The organism is Gordonia amicalis (assembly GCF_022059885.1).
GTDB classification, from domain to species: domain Bacteria; phylum Actinomycetota; class Actinomycetes; order Mycobacteriales; family Mycobacteriaceae; genus Gordonia; species Gordonia amicalis.
On record NZ_CP091855.1, the window covers coordinates 1,569,986 to 1,588,443 of the forward strand.

An 18,458-nucleotide genomic window follows, 5' to 3' on the forward strand; every position below is an offset into this window, starting at 1 on the left:
ATGTGAGTGGTTGGGGTCACGTGAGGAGAAGCGAGTTGCACGTGTCCTGCGTAAGTCGCTGGAAACATGCGGTGGGCGTCGGGTTGGCGGGCCTGCTGATCGCGGGTAGCGCCTCGGTGGGGGTCCTCTCTGCGCCACCCGCGGCCGCCGCGTCCGGTGACCCGCCACCGCCGTTGAGTCTTCGATATCTCGGCTCGTCGTCGACGATCGCTTTTCCAGGACAACAGGGAGAGGTCAGCCTCTCGCTCGCCGTGCCGCCGAACCTCACCCCCACCGAGATCCGCGGGACCGCCCAGTTCCCGTCGTTCGTCACCTGTGGGAATGTCGATGTGCTGCAAGGTGATCGACTCATCTCGCGGACGCCGATCGACCCGGCGGTGAATTCGCCGATCGCCCTGCCCCTTCGAGGCGTGCGCCTCGACCGGAATTCCGCCGACATCGTCCTGCGCACCTACCTGCGCACGGCCGGTTCCTGTGACTTCGACGCCGACAACCGATTCCGGATCGTCAACGCGGTCGTGGCCTACGGCGGACGCGAGGCGACACCGGCGAGAGTCGCCGGATTCCTGCCCCCCGATCCTGCGCGCCCTGACCATCTACGTCCCCGAGGATGTGAAACCCGCGGAAGGTGCCGCGGCCGTGCAACTCGCGACCGCGGTGGTCGCGAACTACGGTTCGGCGGCCGTCGACATCCGGACCGCGTCGCTGCCCCGGAACGAGACCAGGCCGGCCGCTGCCGTCGGCCCGCTCGAACGGCAGGTCGTCATCAGTACCGATGCGCCGGCCGGCCGGCCTGAGCCTCGGACCGGGAGCAGGATGGCCGGTGTTGCGAATCGGCGGCAACCCCGAGGAGCTGGCGACGCAGGTGCAGTTCCTCACCTCGGAGCTGTCGAGCATCGCGATCAGTTCGGCCGCCGTGGCCGGAGCACCGTTTGCCGCACCGCAACTCGCGCCGGCGGTCAACACACTGGCCGACCTGGGTGTCAGCGATCAACTGGTCACCGCCGCCGCGGGATGGCCGTCGATCTCCTTCGGGATCGACCAGCGAGACTGGGACGACCTTCCGAGGACGTCCGAGTCCAGTTGTCGGGCACCTACACCCCGCTCGGCGGTCAGATCGCGGTGACCGTCGGGCCGCGGGTGATCGCCTCCGTGCCGGCGGACCCGTCCGGCAGGTACAACACGTGGGTCGACATCCCGCCGGATCTCCTGGCGCGGTTCACCGAGGTCACGGTGACCTACAACCATCCCGACGTCGGCGAAGGATGCGGCACCGGGACACGGACTTCCCTCAGCCTCGCCTCGACCGGTGAGGTCCGATCCGAGAGCGCCGACCCGCCGCGGCCGTCCGGCTTCGCCTCCCTCCCGCAGGCACTCATGCCCCGTACAGCGCTGGCCTGGACCGACGGCGACGTCGACGACGTCCGCCGCGCGGTGGTGCTGATGACCGGACTGCAACGGCTGTCGGCGGTCCGACTCGGCATCGACGTCATGCCGGTCGCCGACGCCATGTCCTCGAACGGTCCGATAGTGATCGTCGCCGCCGACGGGCAGGGGGTACCCGAGTTGCCGCTGCCCGTCGAGGCGACCGGGGGCACGCTCTCGGTACTGGGGGCCGACGGCGAACGCTCGAACGTCGTCCTCAACCCGGCCGTACGTTTCGGCTCGCTGCAGGTCGCGCGGCAGGACGGACGGTCGGTCCTGCTGGCGACGTCCACCGGGACCGCGGCCGACCTCGATGCCCTACTGACCTGGCTGGACGCCGACCCCGACCGGTGGCCGTCACTCGCGGGCGATGCCGTCCTGCAGGTGGCCGGTCAGCAGCCGGTCGTCGTGGTCGCCGACCAGGTGGCACCGGATCGATCCGAGTCGTCGACCGGGACCTCGTGGGTCACCGTCGCGGTCGCCGCGGTGGGCGTCGTGGTGGCGACGGCACTGGCGACTTTCCTGCTGCGGCGCCGGCGGCGGACCTCCTCCGGGGGCTGAGCGCGCATGGCCCTGACCGCCTCACAGGTCGTCGCCATGGCGACACTCTCCCGTCCCGAGACGCCGCTGTTCGGCGATCACCCATGGCGGGTCATCGCGTTCCGGTGGGTGCTGCTGGTGACGTGCACGGTGCTCGGCTTCTGGAACACCATCGCGGCGGTGATCGACGAACTGCGGGCCCAGACACTCATCCTGTACGTGCCCGTGCCCGTGCCCGTGCCCGTGCCCGTGCTCGTGGTCCTGAGCCTGATCGCCGTCGTCGGGGTCTCGTGGCGCGACTTCGACGAGCCACCCATCCACGACCGGCAGACCGACGTGATCGTCGGAATCGTGGTGATCGTCCTGGCGGTGGCCGGCAAGCTTCTCGTCACGCCGCGCTACGGCCGGGCCTATCTGACGTCGCACATGGATCTGCTGGCGCTGTGGATGTTCGTGCTCGGAGCGTCGATCCTGCTGTTCGGTCTGCGGCCGGTCTCCCGCTACAAGTGGGCCTGGCTGGTGTTCCTGCTCATCTTCCCCATCCCGGTGCGGGGGTTGGTGCTGGCGCTTGGCGGCACCTCGATGGCCGCCGGATTCGCCCTCGTGCTGATGGCCGTCGCCGCCACGGTCGTCGCGGTGGGACGTACCTGGCGGCGCAAGGCGGTCGCGGCGCTCATCGCCGGTGCGGTGGGCCTTCTCGCACTGCTGGTGCTCAACGCCCTCGAGGCGCCGCGCAATGTGCTCGTCCCCGGACCGGCTCTGATCGCGGCCGTCGCGACCTCCGGGATCATGCTGGTCAGTTACCGGCGACGCGGCGGGCGGAGATGGTCACCGCCGGTGCGAGGGGAGGTCAAGGATCCGACGGTCGGCTTCGTCGGGCGGCCCGTGCTGGTGGTGGTCCTCGCGGCCATCCTGCTGGCATTCATCCCCACCCCGCCGGTGGGCAGTACCTGGCAGAGCAACACATACCCGCAGCTCGAGATCGGCGGGCAGCTCAACATCCCACCGGGCTGGCGTCAGGAATCGGTTCGCGTCTACGGCTGGGTGTCCCGCCTGTACGGTCCCGGTGCGGTCCTCACCCGCCAGGTGCTCGTCCAGAGCCGGGGGACACGGGCATTCGACAAATTCGCCCGACCCCGCCGCGTCGTCGTCGACAGCGTCGACAGCCGGCGACCGCTCGCGCTCGAGGTGTATCCCGACATCTTCCGCTACGACCTGTCCGACGAACGCTCGAACGAACCCGTCGACGTGGCGTTGCCGTTCGGGGTTCGCGGAAAAATGTGGAGCGTGGTCGACGATGCGAGATACCTGACGTACACGGTGGTCTCGTGGTGGTGGAACAACGGGCGCCGCACGCAACAGGTGATGATCTGGGCCGTCGACGATCACGAGCCGGCGGCGTACTTCCCGGAACCGCGGATCACCCTCCTGGAAAACCTCACCTCGCTCATGACGATCCTGTTGCGCGGCAACGCGGTTCTCCTCGACACCGACCCGCAGTACAAGGATCGCGATCTCCTGGTGGGGCTCGCCGGCGGGCTGGTGCGGTCACAACTCGTCGAGGTCGCGAGGGCCGAGCCGTGACCATCGACGAACGCGACGCCGACGCGCCGGGGGGTGGCGCGCAGCACGCGGCCCCGGCGGCCGGTCGCCGAACTGCTCGCCGACGAGGACTACCGTGCGGAAGCGCTCCGCGACGCCGTCGACCGGTTGCGCGAGGCCGATGCGGACATGTCGGCATCGGTGGCGTTCAACCGGATTCAGAAGATCATCGGGTTCACGCTGCTCGGCGTCATCGCCGTGCTGATGGTCTTCTTCCCGGTGGGCACCTGCGCGGCGCTGGTGTCGACGGCGACCGTCGCCTACGTCGTCACTCTCGCCGATCGGCTGGTGATCTTCCGGCGGGGACCGGTGAACGGGGCAATCCGGGTCAGCGACGAGCAGGCCCGGTCGATCCCCGACGAGGAACTTCCCCGCTACACGGTCCTCGTCCCCGCATACGGTGAGCCCGAAGTGGTCGGCGACCTCGTCGCCGCCATGGAGACCATCGAGTACCCCCGCGAGAAGCTCCAGGTCCTCCTGCTGCTCGAGGAGGACGACGAGCCGACGATCGAAGCCGCACGCGGGGTCGAGGCGAATGGCCTTGTCACCGTGGTCCTCACACCGCCGGCACAACCGCGAACCAAACCCAAGGCGTGCAATTTCGGCATGCACTTCGCGACCGGTGACATCGTCACCATCTTCGACGCCGAGGACAAACCCGATCCCCTGCAACTGCGTCGTGCGGTCTACGTGCTGAACAACTCCGACGACGAGTCGGTCGTGTGCGTCCAGGGCAAGCTCAGCTTCCACAACGTCCGCGACAACATGCTCACCGAGTGGTTCACCGCGGACTACGGGATCTGGTTCGGCTTCCTGCTGCCCGGGATGATGGTGAGTCGGGCGCCGATTCCGTTGGGCGGCACGTCGAATCACTTCAAACGCGATGTGCTCGACCGGATCGGGGCGTGGGAGCCCTTCAACGTCACCGAGGACGCCGACCTCGGGTGCGGATCGCCGACCACGGTTACCGCACGGTCGTGCTGGACTCGATCACGCTGGAAGAGGCCAACGTCGACGCCATCAACTGGGTGCGCCAGCGATCCCGTTGGTACAAGGGCTGCATGCAGACCTGGCTCGTGCACATGCGTCACCCGGTCAAGCTGTGGCACATCCTCGGACCCGTTGCGTTCGTCCGCTTCACGCTGCTCATCGCGGGCACGCCGGTGATCGCGTGCGTCAACATGGTGTTCTGGCTGATCCTCGCGCTGTGGATCGCGGGGCAGCCGCTGATCGTCGTCGACCTCTTCCCGGGACCCATCTACTACCTCGCGCTCGTCTCGATGCTGCTGGGCAACGGTGCGGCGATATACATGAACCTGATCGCGATCCGGGAGGACGACCGGAGCGAACTGCTGTTCTCGGCGTTGCTGATCCCGCTGTACTGGCTGATGATGAGCGTCGCGGCCATCAAGGGCATGTGGCAGATCCTGGTCAATCCGTCGTACTGGGAGAAGACCTTCCACGGCCTGTCGACCAGCCATCAGGAATCCGCGGCGGACGATCCCGGTGAGCAGGGCGCACACGGCACGAGTGGGGAAGAGCCCGGAGGCGCCACGTGAACCGGCGGCTTCGGGTCGGGGTCCTGATCTTCCTGGCCGCCTGGTTGCCGTATCTGGTCGTCGGGGTGTACCTGGCGACCGAGGTGCATCTCTTCTTCGGTGACGCGTTGTCCAGGGTCCAGTCGGCGCAGAGCGTGTTGTTCAGCCGGACACCGCGTCTGTCGGCCATCGGCTTCGTCTTCACCCCGCTGACCGCGGTGGTGCAACTGCCCCTCGTCGCGTTGAGCCCGTGGTGGCCGGAGATGACCACCCACGCGCTGTCGGCGGTGATCATGTCGTCGATGTTCATGGCCGGTTCGGTCGTCCAGGTCTCGGGTATCGCTCGCGATCGGGGTCTCGATCCGGTTGTCGCCGCGGTCTTCACGATCTGTTACGCAGCGAATCCGATGGTCGTGCTGTACGGCGCCAACGGGATGAGCGAGGCGCCGTACCTGTTCTTTCTCGCCTGGGCGTCGCGCCGCCTGATCCGCTGGGTCTCCACCGATGACGTACACGAGCTTGTCGTCGCGGGAATCGCGCTCGCACTGTCCTACCTCACCCGCTACGACGGCGGGGCGGCCGCGCTGGCCGCCGGATGCGTCGTCGGATGGGTCACCTACCGCCGCCGCGACGGGCGAAAACGTCTGTCGCGAAGCCTCGTCGACATCACCCTCGTCGTCGCCCCGAGCGCGCTGGCCTTCCTCGCCTGGGCGGCGACCGGCTGGCTGATCACCGGGAACGCGTTCGCACAGTTCACCTCCGAGTACGGCAACGCCGCCATCATCGCGCAATCCGGCGGCAGCGGATCGTCGACGACGAGCGAAGCCATCTGGTTCTCCATCACCGAGTTGGCCATTCTCGCGCCGCTGTTGCCGATCCTCGTCGTGGGGCTGATCGGCGTGCGTGCGCGGCGCCACCGGCTGTCACCCCTGTTGCCGGGGCTCATGATCGTGGCGGTACTGGCCTTCCAGGTCTTCGGCTACGCGCGGGGTTCGACCTTCGGCTTCCTGCGGTTCTACATGACGGTGATCCTCCTGGCCGCCATCGTGGCGTTGATGTCGGTACCGCTGCGCCGGCCGATCCCGATGCGTCGCGCGGGCGCCCACGCGGACCCGGCGCCTGTGCGGCCCTACGCATCGCGGTGGGGGGTACACGATCGCGTGCACGGTGGCCATCGTGGTGATGGCGTCGGCGCTGCCCGTGACCGCGATGGGGATGACGTCACCGAAGTACGCCCCGCAGGAGTTCGCGCTGGGATCGGTGGTGAACCCGCAACCGCAGTCGGTTCAGCAGAAATACCTCGTACGAGCAACGGGTGGTCCGTTCGTTCTCCACCGAACGTGCACTGGCCGAGTACCTCGACGGGCTTGCCCTACCGGACGGTTCGGTCCTGTGTGACACCGTCTACGGATTCGCGGTGGTCGTGCAGTCCGAGCGGCCGCGACAGTTCGTCATCCCGTCGGACCGGGACTTCGCCCAACGGCTCAACGCTCCCGCGGACCTCGGTGTCAGGTACTTCCTCACCGCTCCGGTCGAGGGTCGAGGTGTGGCCGATGCGATCAACCAGCGTTATCCGACCATGTACGAGAACGGTGCCCAGATCGGGGCGCTCGTCCTCGAGGCGCGCAACGACGGTGCGGACCTGCCGGATTGGCGTGTCTATCAGATCATGAGATGACGACGATCAGCGCGCATGGTCGCGGACGACCTTCCACGCGGGATCGTGTGGGCCGATGTCGTAGGTGCATTCCGAGGTGCGGGGTCGGGTACATACGACCACAGCAGTGCGCCCGCGGTTCCGGCGTCGCGCTGGCGGGTGATGATGGCGTCGAGCTGCCGCGCCCGGGTGGACAGCGGCAGGCACGATCCGGCTTCGACGCCGATCTCGTTGACCACCAGTGGTTTTCCGAGCTGACGCGACTGGGTGATGCGTGTGGGCAGATTGCTGCCGCGCGGTCCGGAGTGCGTGCCGGAGCTGTAGTCGTGGAAGTCGAGGACATCGATCCCGCTCGACCCGGCGACCTCCGCATAGGCGTTCCCGGCGATTCCGCACTGGTCGCCACCCACCAGTCCGGAGAAGATCGGTCGTGCGTCGTCGAAGGAACGGAGGTGCGCACCGGCCTGATCGAAGAAGCCTCGCAGCACCGCGGTGGCGTCGTCGGGGCACACCCGGTTCCGCCAGTCGCAGGCGGTGCCGCAGCTGCTGGCCTCCGGTTCGCCGACCAGTTCCCGGCCGATGATCGACGGTTCGTCATGCCACCGGGTCACGGCCGTCTGCACCCACTCGGCATAGGTCTGGTGACTTCGCGACTTCTGGGTGCGCCAGCCGTTCACATAGAAGCCACGGTCCTTGAACCGGCCGTCCCCGCAGTCTCCCGATCCGCCCGTGAGCACCGGCAACACCAGCTGCCGATGACGGGAGCGGCCGCGAAGACCCGGTCGAGCGGTCCGAAATCCATAAGCCCACTGCGCTTGTCGACGACAAAGGACGAATACAGGTTGAAACGGGTGAGCGCGCGCGGCGGCAGTTGCGCGAAATAGTCGTCGAGATCGACCTCCGCGCCACAACCGGTGTTGACCGACCAGTCCGTGCCGAGCTGGTAGGCGTTGAAACCGACGGGCCACCACGGCTTCCCGTCGAGGGTGAGGCCGGTGGGCGTGGCGCGGACTCGGTGGGATTGGGTGGACTCCGGTGGACCGGCCAGCGGGGTGAGGGCGCAGCCGGTCATGCAGATCAGTCCGCCGAGCACGACGACGAGGGCGGCGGCGAGCATCCGCATCGTGCGCCGGTGTCTCACAGCTGCAGGCTACTCGTCGCCTAGGGTGGCGTCATGAGGAGTACGTCGATGGCACAAACGAGGGCGCGGATCTTCGCTTCTGCCTGCGCCGGTGGTGTCGGCGTCGCGATCGTCCTCGGCGGATGTGGTTCGACCGAACCCGCCGGTACCGGTGCCCCGATCAGCGCCACCCCGAGCAGTACGACGCCGGGCAGTGTCACGCCCAGCGGTGTCACGGCGGGGGCGGCCACGACGACCCACGGGGCGAGCGACTCGCCGACCACTCCGACGGTGGTCTACCGGGCACCCTTCATCGAACGCGTCGAATGGACCGACACCGAGGTCGGTCCCAGCCTCTCGGTGTTCCCGACCACTTCCGGGCGGTACACGCAGGACCCCACGGCCATGGCCGCGGCGTGGCGGGAGGTCGTCGGACTCGACGCCGGCGCCGACACCCCCGGCATGCAGGCGCAGTTCGAGTGCCACTGGCGCTTCGCGCGGATCGTCGAACCCGAGAAACCGAGCTGGAACCTCGAACCGGGACGCCCCGTCGTCACCGAAGAGGACATGATCGGCGCCCGCTGCAATCCGGGGTTCGCCGAGGAGTACTGACGCCCAGGAGTACTAGCGCGTGGCGTGCACGCGGCGTGAGCCGATGAAGCGGCACACGACGTAGATCACGAACGAGATGATCGTGACGAACACCGAGACCGGGAGTTTCGGCGCGAGTGACATCAGCAACCCGCCGACCGCGGCGATCTCGGCGAAGACGACCGACAGCACCAGAGCCCGAGCCGGATTCGCGGTCACCCGCGCCGCCGCCGCACCCGGGGTGATCAGCAGCGACATCACCAGCAGCGCGCCGATGATCTGGACACCCTGGGCCGCCGCGAGTCCCATGATGACCGCGAAGACGACGGACAGCGTCCGGACGGGCACGCCATGCGCCTGCGCGACCCGCGGATCGGTGGATGCGAACAGGAGCGGTCGATAGATCACCGCCAGCACCGCGACGACCACGGCGGTGGTGATCGCGATCGCCACGAGACCGTCGATCCCGACGCTGACGACCTGTCCGGTCAGCAGCGCGAAACCGGTACCGATGCGGCCGTAGAGGGCGAGGAACAGGACACCGATTCCGAGGCCGAACGCCATCACGACACCGATCACGGAGTCGCGTTCGCGGGCCTTGTTGCCGAGGAACCCGAATACCGCGGCCGCGATCACCGCACCGATGACACCACCGAGATTGACACTGAAGCCGATCAGCAGAGCGGCCGCCGCACCCGTCACGGACAACTCGCTGCAGCCGTGGACCGCGAACGACATCTGCCGCGCCACGATCAGCGGTCCCAGCAGCCCGCCGAGCAGTCCGAGCAACATCATCGCGAGCAGCGCCTGCTGCATGAAGTCGTAGCCGAGCAGGTTCACGGTTTCGGAGAAGTCCCAGAGGTCGCTGAACCGACGTTCGACGGCCAGCGAGGTCACGCTCATGCGGACTGGCTTCCGGCGTCGGCGATGTCGACGCAGTGGTGTGCGTCCTCGCCGCCGATCACGATGAGTCGACCATTGACCCGGAGCACCTCGACGTCGCTGCCGTACAGCTCGCTGAGCGTCTCGGTGGTCATCACCTCGTCGGGGGTGCCGATGCGGAACCGCCCGCCGACCAGGTAGAGCACACGATCGACGTAGGGGAGGATCGGGTTGATCTCATGCGTGACGAACACGACCGCGGTCCCGGCCTGACGTCGACGCTGGTCGATGAGGTCGACCACGACCTGCTGATTGGTGGGATCCAGGCTCGCCAGCGGCTCGTCGCACAAGAGGAGGGCGGGATCGCTGACGACGGCCTGGGCCACGCGCAGTCGCTGCTGTTCGCCGCCGGAGAGGACGCCGAGCGGTGCGTCGGCGTAGGGGAGCGAATCCACCGCGGCGAGCGCCCGGTCGACGAGTTCGCGCCTGCGCGACCGGCCGCGCAGGCCGAGACCCCACCGGCTGCCGTCGACGCCGAAACCGACCAGGTCCCGGCCGCGGATCGCCATGGGGTCGGCGTCATCGGCGTGTTGCTGCGGGATGTAGCCGATCGCGCCGGTGGTCGCGACGGCGCCGCTGTCGAGAGGGTACTGACGCAGCAGGACACGAAGTAAGGACGTCTTGCCGGAGCCGTTGGGACCGAGCACGGCGACGAACTCACCCGGGCGGATCGTCAGGTCGAGGTCGTCCCAGAGCACGCGGTCGCCGAAGCCGAGTCGCGCACCCGAGAACGTCACCACCGGGTCGGTGCCCACCGTCATCGCGGTCACCTCTTCTCGGTGTCGAGGGCTGCCGCGAGCGCGTCGATCTGTGCGCGCTGCCAGGCGAGGTAGTCGGTGACGCCGTCCGGGAGGGTCTCGGTGAACTCGACAACCGGCACCTTCGAGGATTTCGCGACGTCGAGCATCGCCTGGGTTACCGGGTCGATGGCCTGGACGTTGTAGATCAGGACGGCGACGCCGCGGGATGCAAGGAGATCCTGCATGGCGGCGCGGTCCGCGGCGGACGGCGACTGACCCTCCTCGACGGCCTGGGTGAACCCGGCGGGAGCCGCGTCGACCAGGCCGGCCTCGGTGAGCAGGTAACCCGCGAGCGGCTCCGTCTGGGCGACCTTCGTGCCGTCGTGCGCCTTGCGGATGCCGGCGAGCTCGGTCCGCAGACCGTCGATGCCGGAGGTGAAGGTCTCGGCGTTCGCACGGTAGGTCCCGGCGTTCTCCGGGTCCTGCTCGGACAGCGCATCGGCGATCTTGCCGGCGACCTCCGCGACCACCGGCAGGTCGTAGAAGACGTGCTCGTTCTCGGTGCCGTGGTCGTGACCTGCGTCGCCATGGTCGGTGTGGTCGCCGGCATCGTGCTCGTCGCTGCCGGCGAGTTCGAATGCATCGACGACGGTCGCGTCCGAGGACTTCGCGGCCTGCTCCATGTAGGCGTCGTAGTGACCGCCGTTCATCACGAGGATGTCGGCGTCGGCGACCGTCGCGGTGTCGGCGGCGGACGGCTCGAACTCATGGGGATCGCCATCGGTGCTGGTGTACAGGGCGGTGACGGTGGCCTTGTCGCCGGCGACCGCGGAGGCGACCGAGCCCCAGACGTTGGTCGACGTCACCACGGTCGGGGTGCCGTCTCCGTTCCCGGAGTCGCTCGAGCAACCGGTGAGCACCAGCGCGGCGGCGGACAGAACTCCGGCCGCGGCCAGAAGCGATTTCCTCATGACACCCTTTTTCGCAAATGACAATCGTTACCGAAAACAGTGTAGGGGATCGTCGGGCCGGACGCGAAGCCGCGGGACTGCTCGGGTGAGCGCTGGTGGAAGCGGAGGGCGCGCGTCACCGTCGACGCCATTTCTCTAAGGTGGAGGCCATGACCTCCAGCCCGTTGCCGCGGCGTGTCGCGCTGATCTCCGTGCACACCTCGCCGTTGGCGCAGCCGGGCACCGGTGACGCGGGTGGGATGAACGTCTACGTGTGGCAGACCGCGATCCGGCTGGCGCGGCGCGGTATCGAGGTCGAGATCTTCACCCGGGCGACGTCGTCGTCCGATGCGCACTCGGTCGCGGCCGCTCCGGGCGTGACCGTCCGTAACGTGGTCGCCGGACCGTTCGAGGGCCTCGACAAACGCGACCTCCCCGCTCAGTTGTGTGCCTTCACCGCGGGGGTGTTGCGGGCCGAGGCGGCGCAGGCGCCCGGCCACTACGACGTGATCCACTCGCATTACTGGCTGTCGGGACAGGTCGGCTGGCTCGCGCGCGACCGATGGGGTGTGCCGCTGGTGCACACCGCCCACACCCTGGCCGCCGTGAAGAACGCCGCACTGGCCGAGGGCGACACCGCCGAACCGCAGCTGCGGGTCATCGGCGAGCAGCAGGTGGTCGGCGAGGCCGATCGGCTGGTCGCGAACACCGAAACCGAAGCGGTGGAACTTCTCTCGATGTACGACGCCGACGCCGACCGCATCGACGTGGTGACGCCGGGCGCCGACCTCGAGTGCTATACCCCCGGATCGTCGGCGGAAGCCAGATCGATCCTCGGCCTCGACCCCGACGAGACGATCGTGACATTCGTGGGACGAATCCAGCCGCTCAAGGCGCCCGACCTCCTGGTCTCGGCGATCGCGCCCCTGATCAAGGATGCGTCCGCGTCCGGGCGACAGCTGCGGCTCCTGATCGTCGGCGGGCCTTCGGGTTCCGGGCTTCAGCGGCCGACCGCGCTGATGGATCAGGTCGCCGAACTCGGGATCTCCGAGTCCGTCACCTTCCTCCCGCCGCAGCCGTCGGACCGCTTGGTCCAGGTGTACCGCGCGTCAGATGTGGTCGCGGTGCCGAGCCATTCCGAGAGTTTCGGGCTCGTGGCCATCGAGGCGCAGGCCTGTGGGACGCCGGTCATCGCCGCCAACGTGGGAGGTCTTGGCGTCGCCGTCGACGACGGCCGCACCGGCGTGCTGGTCAACGGTCACGCGGTCGGTGACTGGACGAATGCGCTGGAAAAGCTTCTCGCGCAACCCGATCGGCTGGCTGAACTCGGCCGCAACGCCCGTCGGCACGCCGAGAGGTTCTCCTGGGAGCACACGGTTGACCAGCTGATCGAGAGCTACCGCCACGCAATGCACTCCTTCGCCGCCCAGTCGGATGCCGCCCACGCAGAGGCCGAACAGGCGGCGGCGCAAGGCCCGGGTGGGCCCGCACGAGTACGCCGGCGCTGGCGTCGGCGGCGTAACCGGGTGACCGTCTGAACGGTCTCGCCGAACCCCGTTCCCCAGCTGAGAGGATGTCGTGAGTCGCACCGAGGTCGTCGACCTGCTCGAAAAGACACTGACCGAGAACGAGATCGCCTACTCGCGGAAGAGCGGCGGTGGCGCCGACGTCGACCACGTCATCCTGGAACTGCCGGGTGAGCAGAAACTCAAGACGACGGTGCTGCTCACCGCCAGTGAGCACGGGGTCAGGGTCGAGGCCTTCGTGTGTCGCCGGCCGGACGAGAACCACACCGGCGTCTACAGATACCTCCTCAAGCGCAACCGTCGGCTGTACGGCGTCGCCTACACCATCGACAACACCGGGGACATCTACCTGGTCGGCCGGATCTCGGCCGACGCGCTCGGCTCGGATGAACTCGACCGCGTCCTCGGGCAGGTCCTCGAGGCGGCCGACGGTGACTTCAACACCCTGCTCGAACTCGGGTTCCTCACCTCGATCCAGCGCGAATGGGCGTGGCGCGTCTCGCGTGGCGAATCCCTGCGCAACCTCCTGGCTTTCGAGCACCTCATCGACAAGGACGCGCTACCCGAGGCCGGCGCTCCGCTCGAAGGGCGTTATGTCCCAGGCGAATCCGTGGTCGAGGGGGCTCAGACCTCCAGCGACCAGGAGGATTCCGGCGCCTGAGGAATCCTCCTGGCCACCTCGGGTAACCGGATTTCCACTGTGGAGTTGTCAAGGAACGGATGCGGTCCCGGCTGGTGGCCGGGTGCCTCTGCTGGTTGAGTAGGTGAGGAGCTTGCGACGAGCCGTATCGAAACCCGCTGCGCGTGAGTCTGTTTTGTCAGGCGGCGATGTCGTCTAGGCGCATGATGCGGCGGTTGTAGGCGGGTAGCGGTCGGCGCTGAGGGTCGATGTCGGCGGGTGGGATGAGCCAGGGGTGGCGGTCGTAGCCGAGGAGGATGTCCCAGCCGTTGTGGTGGACTTGGGTGTGGCAGCGTTGACAGAGCAGGCAGCCGTTGTCGAGGTCGGTGTCACCGTCGGCGGTCCAGTGCTGGATGTGATGGACCTGTGTATGGGATGGCGGCGCACCGCATTTGATGCAGGTCTGGTCGCGGATGATGATCGCTTTGCGTAGGTGGGCTGGGAAGAGTCGTCGTTCGCGGCCCATCTGCAGTGGCACGGTCTCGCCGTCGATGATGATCTCGGTGAGGGTCCCGTCGCAGGACAGTTGTTTGGCGATGGCGTGGGTGACCGGTCCGGTCCAGGGTAGGAATGCTGGGTTGCCGCCGTCGGCGGGGATGGTCAACGCCACTTGGGTTCTGGGGGTGCCGATGGTGTCCATCGCCGCACCTGCGGCAGCTTGATCTAACAGCACCTCCAGTGCGTCCGCGCGGATCTGGGCGGCCGAGCGTCGATCGGGCGACCCGTCGGGTTCGGGCTGGGGGAGCTGCGTTCGTCGATCATCGCGATGAACTTCTCGCCCACGAGTTGCGTCACGTTGGCATGGATTTCGACTCGACTGTCATCGGTCGTGTGGTGGGAGAGGGTGTCGAGGGTGCGGTCGTCGCTGGCTGGGATGCCGCCCTGATCGTCAGCGATGGTGTTGCCGATGGTCTGGGCGTGTTTCTGTATTTCGGTGGGTGTGGCGCCGGACAGGGCCTGGGTGAGGAGCTCGGTCTCGTAGATGGCGTGGTCGCCGTCGGAGAGCTGTGTGGGGGAGCGTTTCTTGATGGTCGACATTCCGCGCACCATGGCGTCGACGACCTCGGCGGAGAGACGTCCGTCGGCCGCGCAGGCCTCGACCTTGCCCAATGTGTCCATCGCGTCGGCGATGCGGGTGGTGCGTGTTGATACTGCGGGGGCGAATCCCATCTCGATCAGCAGCTTCTTGGTGGTGGAACCAGCCTTTCTGCAACGCGTAGATCATCGAGTTTTTCTGCATGCGTTGCGATCTGGTGGTCGGCGACGTTGCGTATCAACCGCCAGGTGTCGAGTTGTTCGAGAGTTGTTCGGCCGGTGGGGTCGTCGGTGGGTGGGGTGATCTCGATGAGCTGGTCGAGAAGTGTGGTGAGCTCCGCCATGACTCCAATGTACTCGAACATGCGTTCGATGGCCAGGCTTCTCCACAACCGATTGGTTGGCGAAACCATGCTTGTGTCAGGGTGTTTCGCATTCGTGAAGGATGCTCGCGCCACTGGTGAACACCAGTCGCACGAGGTGCACGAGTCGCGGAATTCCGGGCGAAGTTGGCGCCGTGATGGCGGGGGCAGGCGGCAATGTCGAGAGATCGGCACCGGCCTGACTGTGGAGGCTGTGGTGGCCGGGTGGTTCTCATGGTGCCGTCCGGAACTCTCGGCCGCGCGACTCGTCCCGAAATACTCGACGCCGCGGAGGTGATTCGGGAAGACTGGGCGATGAAAGAGGTCCAGGTCACATCGTATTAACGAGTGTTGATACGATGCGCAGGCGAAACCCACCCACCACTGGAGGTGCCATGAGCTTCACGAGTCCTTTCCCCGACGTCGAGATCCCCGATGTGAGTGTCTTCGACTACCTGTTCGGGTCGATCGCCGACGAGGACCGCGAACGGATTGCCCTGGTGGACCCGAAGTCGGGTACGACGACCACCTACGGTCAGCTCGTCGGGCAGATCGAGGCCGCCGCCGGGGCCCTCGCGTCGCGCGGAATCGGGGTCGGGGACGTGGTGGGCATCCTGTCGCCGAATATTCCGGCGTTCGCGACGGTGTTCCACGGCATCCTGCGGGCCGGCGCGACGGCGACGACGATCAACGCACTGTTCACCGCGCCCGAGATCGCCAAGCAGTTGCGGGATTCGGGTGCGAAGATGCTGGTCACGATATCGCCGATGTTCGAACAGGCCAAGGCGGCCGCCGACGAGGTCGGGCTGCCCGCGGAGAACCTGATCGTCCTCGACGGTGAGGGGCAGGAGGCCTCGGGTCACCCGAACGCGGTGGATCTGCTGGGTGCGAATCTCCCCGCCCCGGATGTCTCCTTCGACCCGAAGACCCATGTCGCGGTGCTGCCGTACAGCTCGGGGACGACCGGAAATCCCAAGGGCGTTGCACTGTCTCACCGCAACCTCGTGGCCAACGTCGCCCAGCTGCGTCCGCTGCAGGGCATGACCGCCGACGACGTGGTGATCGCGGTGTTGCCGTTCTTCCACATCTACGGCATGACGGTGTTGCTCAACGCGGCTCTGGCCGCCCGCGGATCGCTGGTCATCATGCCGCGTTTCGACCTCGTCGAGTTCCTGGAGAACATCCAGAACCACAAGGTGACGATGGCCTACATCGCGCCGCCGGTGGCGGTGGCGCTGGCCAAGCACCCGATCGTCGACAACTACGATCTGTCCTCGCTGCACACGATGATGTCGGGGGCGGCCCCGTTGGATGACGAGCTCGGTCAGGCGGTGGCGAAGCGTCTGGATCTGCACATGTTGCAGGGCTACGGGATGAGCGAGCTCTCCCCGGTGTCCCACACCATCCCGTTCGACACCCAGGCGACGCTGGGGCGTGAGGATCCGCCGTTGTCGTCGACCGGCTGGCCGGTGCCGAACACGGTGAACAAGATCGTCGATCCGGCCACCGGCGAGGACCTCCCGCTGCCGCAGGAAGGGCTCTCGGAACCCGGCGAGCTGTGGGTGAAGGGCCCGAATGTGATGCTCGGTTACCTCAACAACGAGCAGGCCACCGCGGACACGATCGATGCCGAGGGGTTTTTGCACACCGGTGATCTGGCGCAGGTCGATCCGACGGGGTGTGTCTACATCGTCGATCGGCTCAAGGAGCTCATCAAGTACAAGGGTTATCAGGTGCCGCCGGCGGAGTTGGAGGCGTTGTTGTTGACCCATGAGGGGGTCGCCGATGTTGCGGTGATCGGGGTGATCGATGCGGAGTCGGGGGAGGAGATCCCCAAGGCGTTCGTGGTGCGGCAGCCGGATGCGCAGCTCACCGCTGATGAGGTGATGGGGTTCGTGGCGTCGAAGGTGGCTCCGCACAAGAAGGTTCGTGCGGTGGAGTTCATCGAGGCGATCCCGAAGTCGTCGTCGGGCAAGATCCTGCGCAAAGACCTGCGCAAGTAGAGGCCCAGGCCTCGCTCGGGCGACCGATTAGGTCTGCTGCCGTCCCGCCGATAGTGTTGCTCACTGCAACGCGGGGTGGAGCAGCTCGGTAGCTCGCTGGGCTCATAACCCAGAGGTCGCAGGTTCAAATCCTGTCCCCGCTACGAGAACACCGACCCCCACCCGGGTGATCACATCACCGGGTGGGGGTCGGTGTATTCGGCCCGGTCCGCGTTGGCCGCGAGGACGGTCATTTCATCTGATGCGGCGGAACCTCGTCGTAGCTGACGGCATGGCCGCCGGACCGCTTGTGCCACCAGTACGTCAGCGCCCACAGGACCACGCCGAGCAACAGGAGCCAGCCGGCGATCACATACTGTTCGGGGTCACGGCCGGTGAACGGCAGGGTGAGGTAGCCGCACGTGATCGCGCCGACCACCGCGACGGGTGTGGAGGTCCGGAAGTGCTTGTGCTCCACCTTGTCCCGCCGCAGGACGAGGACCGATACGTTGACCACGGTGAACACCGCCAGCAACAGCAGCGCGGTGGTGCCACCGAGCAGTCCCACGACCGAACTATTCGGATCGGAGCTCACATAGGTGAGTAGTAGCAGGGCGATGACCGTGGTGAAGAGGACGGCCGCGAACGGCGTCCGGCGACCCGGGTGCACGTACGACAGGACCTTGGGCAGCACGCCTCGTTTGGCCATGCCGTAGAGCAACCGGCTGGCCATCATCATGTTGATCAGTGCGGTGTTGGCGACGGCGAACATCGAGATCCACGGCAGCAGGTCCGACATCGGGAAGTCCGGTGCCGCTGCCTGCACGACGTCGACGAGCGGCGTCTCGCTCTCGGCCAGCACGCCCACCGGCACGATCGCCACCGCGCAGATCGCGATGAGGACGTAGACGAGTGCGGTGATGCCGAGGCCGCTCAGCATCACCTTCGGGAAGATACGGGTCGGCTCCTTGCACTCCTCGGCCATGTTGACCGAATCCTCGAAACCGACGAGCGCGAAGAAGGCCAGCGAGGTCGCCGCGGTGACGGCGACGAAGGCGGTCTTGTCATCGGGACTCTCGAAGGCCACCACCGCATCCCAGTGTTCGGCGTTGCCGCCGACGATGAACCAGTACCCGATGAACAGCACGAGCAGCAGACCGGAGAGCTCCACCAGCGTCAGCACCACGTTGGTGCCGACGCCCTCGGCGACGCCGCGGAAGTTGATGAACATGACGAGCAGCAGGAAGCCGATGGCCACCGCGTACAGGGCCGGATTCGTGGCGTCGGGGGTGTCGCCGCTGAACGCGGTCAGCATGTTGACCGCGAAGGCACGAGACGCCGTCGTCGCCGATGTGATGCCCGAGCACATCACCGTGAACAGGACGATGAAGGTGACGAAGTGGATACCGAAGGCCTTGTGCACGTACAGCGCTGCGCCTGCGGCCTCCGGATACTTCGTCACGAGCTCGAGATACGAGAACGCGGTGAGCGTCGCGACGGTGAAGGCGATGAGGAAAGGTAGCCACGCCGCGCCCCCGACCTCGCCGGCCACCTGTCCGGTCAGCGCGTAGATGCCGGTGCCCAGGATGTCGCCGATGATGAACAGGAGCAGCAGCTTCGGACCGAGTACGCGTTTGAGTTCGGGCTGCTGTTCGGCATTCTTGCCGGTCTCCCCGGCATTTGTGCTGGCAGTCATGGGATCACGCTAGCCCTCGGATACCAGGGCCGCCGAGCGAATTGCGCCGGTCACCGCCGATTCGTCGGACGGG

Annotated in this window: 9 protein-coding genes, 1 tRNA gene and 5 pseudogenes; 9 read left to right on the forward strand and 6 right to left on the reverse strand. The window is 67.1% G+C overall.

Going from position 1 to position 18,458, the window contains the following annotated elements; all coding sequences use genetic code 11:
* Window positions 1–35 precede the first annotated feature (35 nt).
* The 4 genes and pseudogenes from IHQ52_RS23750 to IHQ52_RS07245 all read left to right on the forward strand — a co-directional run bounded on the left by IHQ52_RS23750 (window position 36) and on the right by IHQ52_RS07245 (window position 6,783).
* Window positions 36–1,986: pseudogene (locus IHQ52_RS23750) on the forward strand (hypothetical protein).
* Window positions 1,987–1,992: 6 nt separating this feature from the next.
* Window positions 1,993–3,549 carry a hypothetical protein gene (locus IHQ52_RS07235; protein ID WP_238064145.1) on the forward strand — a complete coding sequence of 519 codons (1,557 nt, stop codon included), beginning with the start codon at window positions 1,993–1,995 and terminating at the stop codon, window positions 3,547–3,549.
* Window positions 3,546–5,126: pseudogene (locus IHQ52_RS07240) on the forward strand (glycosyltransferase). The gene IHQ52_RS07235 and the pseudogene IHQ52_RS07240 overlap by 4 nt, the downstream one beginning before the upstream one ends.
* A pseudogene (locus tag IHQ52_RS07245) lies at window positions 5,123–6,783 on the forward strand (glycosyltransferase family protein). Before IHQ52_RS07240 ends, IHQ52_RS07245 begins: the two co-directional pseudogenes overlap by 4 nt.
* 6 nt (window positions 6,784–6,789) lie before the next feature.
* Here the strand turns inward: IHQ52_RS07245 and IHQ52_RS07250 are convergent.
* Window positions 6,790–7,879: pseudogene (locus IHQ52_RS07250) on the reverse strand (beta-mannosidase).
* 72 nt (window positions 7,880–7,951) lie between these two features.
* Here IHQ52_RS07250 and IHQ52_RS07255 point away from each other — a divergent pair.
* Window positions 7,952–8,494, forward strand: a complete 543-nt coding sequence (locus tag IHQ52_RS07255) for a DUF2599 domain-containing protein (RefSeq protein WP_006435651.1) — start codon at window positions 7,952–7,954, stop codon at window positions 8,492–8,494.
* 12 nt (window positions 8,495–8,506) lie between these two features.
* Here the strand turns inward: IHQ52_RS07255 and IHQ52_RS07260 are convergent, their stop codons facing one another.
* The 3 genes from IHQ52_RS07260 to IHQ52_RS07270 are packed head-to-tail and all read right to left on the reverse strand — an operon-like array spanning window position 8,507 to window position 11,126.
* Window positions 8,507–9,376 carry a metal ABC transporter permease gene (locus IHQ52_RS07260; RefSeq protein ID WP_006435650.1) on the reverse strand — a complete coding sequence of 290 codons (870 nt, stop codon included), beginning with the start codon at window positions 9,374–9,376 and terminating at the stop codon, window positions 8,507–8,509.
* Window positions 9,373–10,176, reverse strand: coding sequence for a metal ABC transporter ATP-binding protein (locus IHQ52_RS07265; RefSeq protein WP_006435649.1), 804 nt, complete (start codon window positions 10,174–10,176; stop codon window positions 9,373–9,375). Before IHQ52_RS07265 ends, IHQ52_RS07260 begins: the two co-directional genes overlap by 4 nt.
* 5 nt (window positions 10,177–10,181) lie before the next feature.
* Window positions 10,182–11,126: a metal ABC transporter solute-binding protein, Zn/Mn family gene (locus tag IHQ52_RS07270; protein ID WP_006435648.1), complete on the reverse strand. Its 945-nt coding sequence runs from the start codon at window positions 11,124–11,126 to the stop codon at window positions 10,182–10,184.
* Window positions 11,127–11,275: 149 nt separating this feature from the next.
* Here IHQ52_RS07270 and mshA point away from each other — a divergent pair, with 149 nt between their 5' ends.
* Window positions 11,276–12,643, forward strand: coding sequence for a D-inositol-3-phosphate glycosyltransferase (gene mshA, locus IHQ52_RS07275; RefSeq protein ID WP_024500058.1), 1,368 nt, complete (start codon window positions 11,276–11,278; stop codon window positions 12,641–12,643).
* Between the two features lie 40 nt (window positions 12,644–12,683).
* Complete coding sequence (locus IHQ52_RS07280) at window positions 12,684–13,292, forward strand: type III secretion system chaperone family protein (protein ID WP_006435646.1); 609 nt, start codon at window positions 12,684–12,686, stop codon at window positions 13,290–13,292.
* Between the two features lie 157 nt (window positions 13,293–13,449).
* Here IHQ52_RS07280 and IHQ52_RS07285 read toward each other — a convergent pair.
* Window positions 13,450–14,689: pseudogene (locus tag IHQ52_RS07285) on the reverse strand (HNH endonuclease).
* A 413-nt stretch (window positions 14,690–15,102) separates the two neighbouring features.
* On the opposite strand from IHQ52_RS07285, the gene IHQ52_RS07290 reads away from it, so the two are divergent.
* Together IHQ52_RS07290 and IHQ52_RS07295 are read left to right on the forward strand one after the other, a co-directional pair.
* Window positions 15,103–16,710 carry a 4-coumarate--CoA ligase family protein gene (locus tag IHQ52_RS07290; RefSeq protein ID WP_024500054.1) on the forward strand — a complete coding sequence of 536 codons (1,608 nt, stop codon included), beginning with the start codon at window positions 15,103–15,105 and terminating at the stop codon, window positions 16,708–16,710.
* A 69-nt stretch (window positions 16,711–16,779) separates the two neighbouring features.
* Window positions 16,780–16,853 (forward strand) — tRNA-Met (locus IHQ52_RS07295).
* Window positions 16,854–16,939: 86 nt separating this feature from the next.
* Here the strand turns inward: IHQ52_RS07295 and IHQ52_RS07300 are convergent.
* Complete coding sequence (locus IHQ52_RS07300; protein WP_006437540.1) at window positions 16,940–18,385, reverse strand: APC family permease; 1,446 nt, start codon at window positions 18,383–18,385, stop codon at window positions 16,940–16,942.
* Window positions 18,386–18,458 lie beyond the last annotated feature (73 nt).

Excerpts from the sequence above, each read along its gene's own strand:
- IHQ52_RS07300 (WP_006437540.1), bottom strand. The coding sequence starts at position 18,385 with ATGACTGCCAGCACAAATGCCGGGGAGACCGGCAAGAATGCCGAACAG.
- IHQ52_RS07260 (WP_006435650.1), bottom strand. The coding sequence starts at position 9,376 with ATGAGCGTGACCTCGCTGGCCGTCGAACGTCGGTTCAGCGACCTCTGG.
- IHQ52_RS07255 (WP_006435651.1), top strand. The coding sequence starts at position 7,952 with ATGGCACAAACGAGGGCGCGGATCTTCGCTTCTGCCTGCGCCGGTGGT.
- mshA (WP_024500058.1), top strand. The coding sequence starts at position 11,276 with ATGACCTCCAGCCCGTTGCCGCGGCGTGTCGCGCTGATCTCCGTGCAC.
- IHQ52_RS07265 (WP_006435649.1), bottom strand. The coding sequence starts at position 10,176 with ATGACGGTGGGCACCGACCCGGTGGTGACGTTCTCGGGTGCGCGACTC.
- IHQ52_RS07290 (WP_024500054.1), top strand. The coding sequence starts at position 15,103 with ATGAGCTTCACGAGTCCTTTCCCCGACGTCGAGATCCCCGATGTGAGT.
- IHQ52_RS07235 (WP_238064145.1), top strand. The coding sequence starts at position 1,993 with ATGGCCCTGACCGCCTCACAGGTCGTCGCCATGGCGACACTCTCCCGT.
- IHQ52_RS07270 (WP_006435648.1), bottom strand. The coding sequence starts at position 11,126 with ATGAGGAAATCGCTTCTGGCCGCGGCCGGAGTTCTGTCCGCCGCCGCG.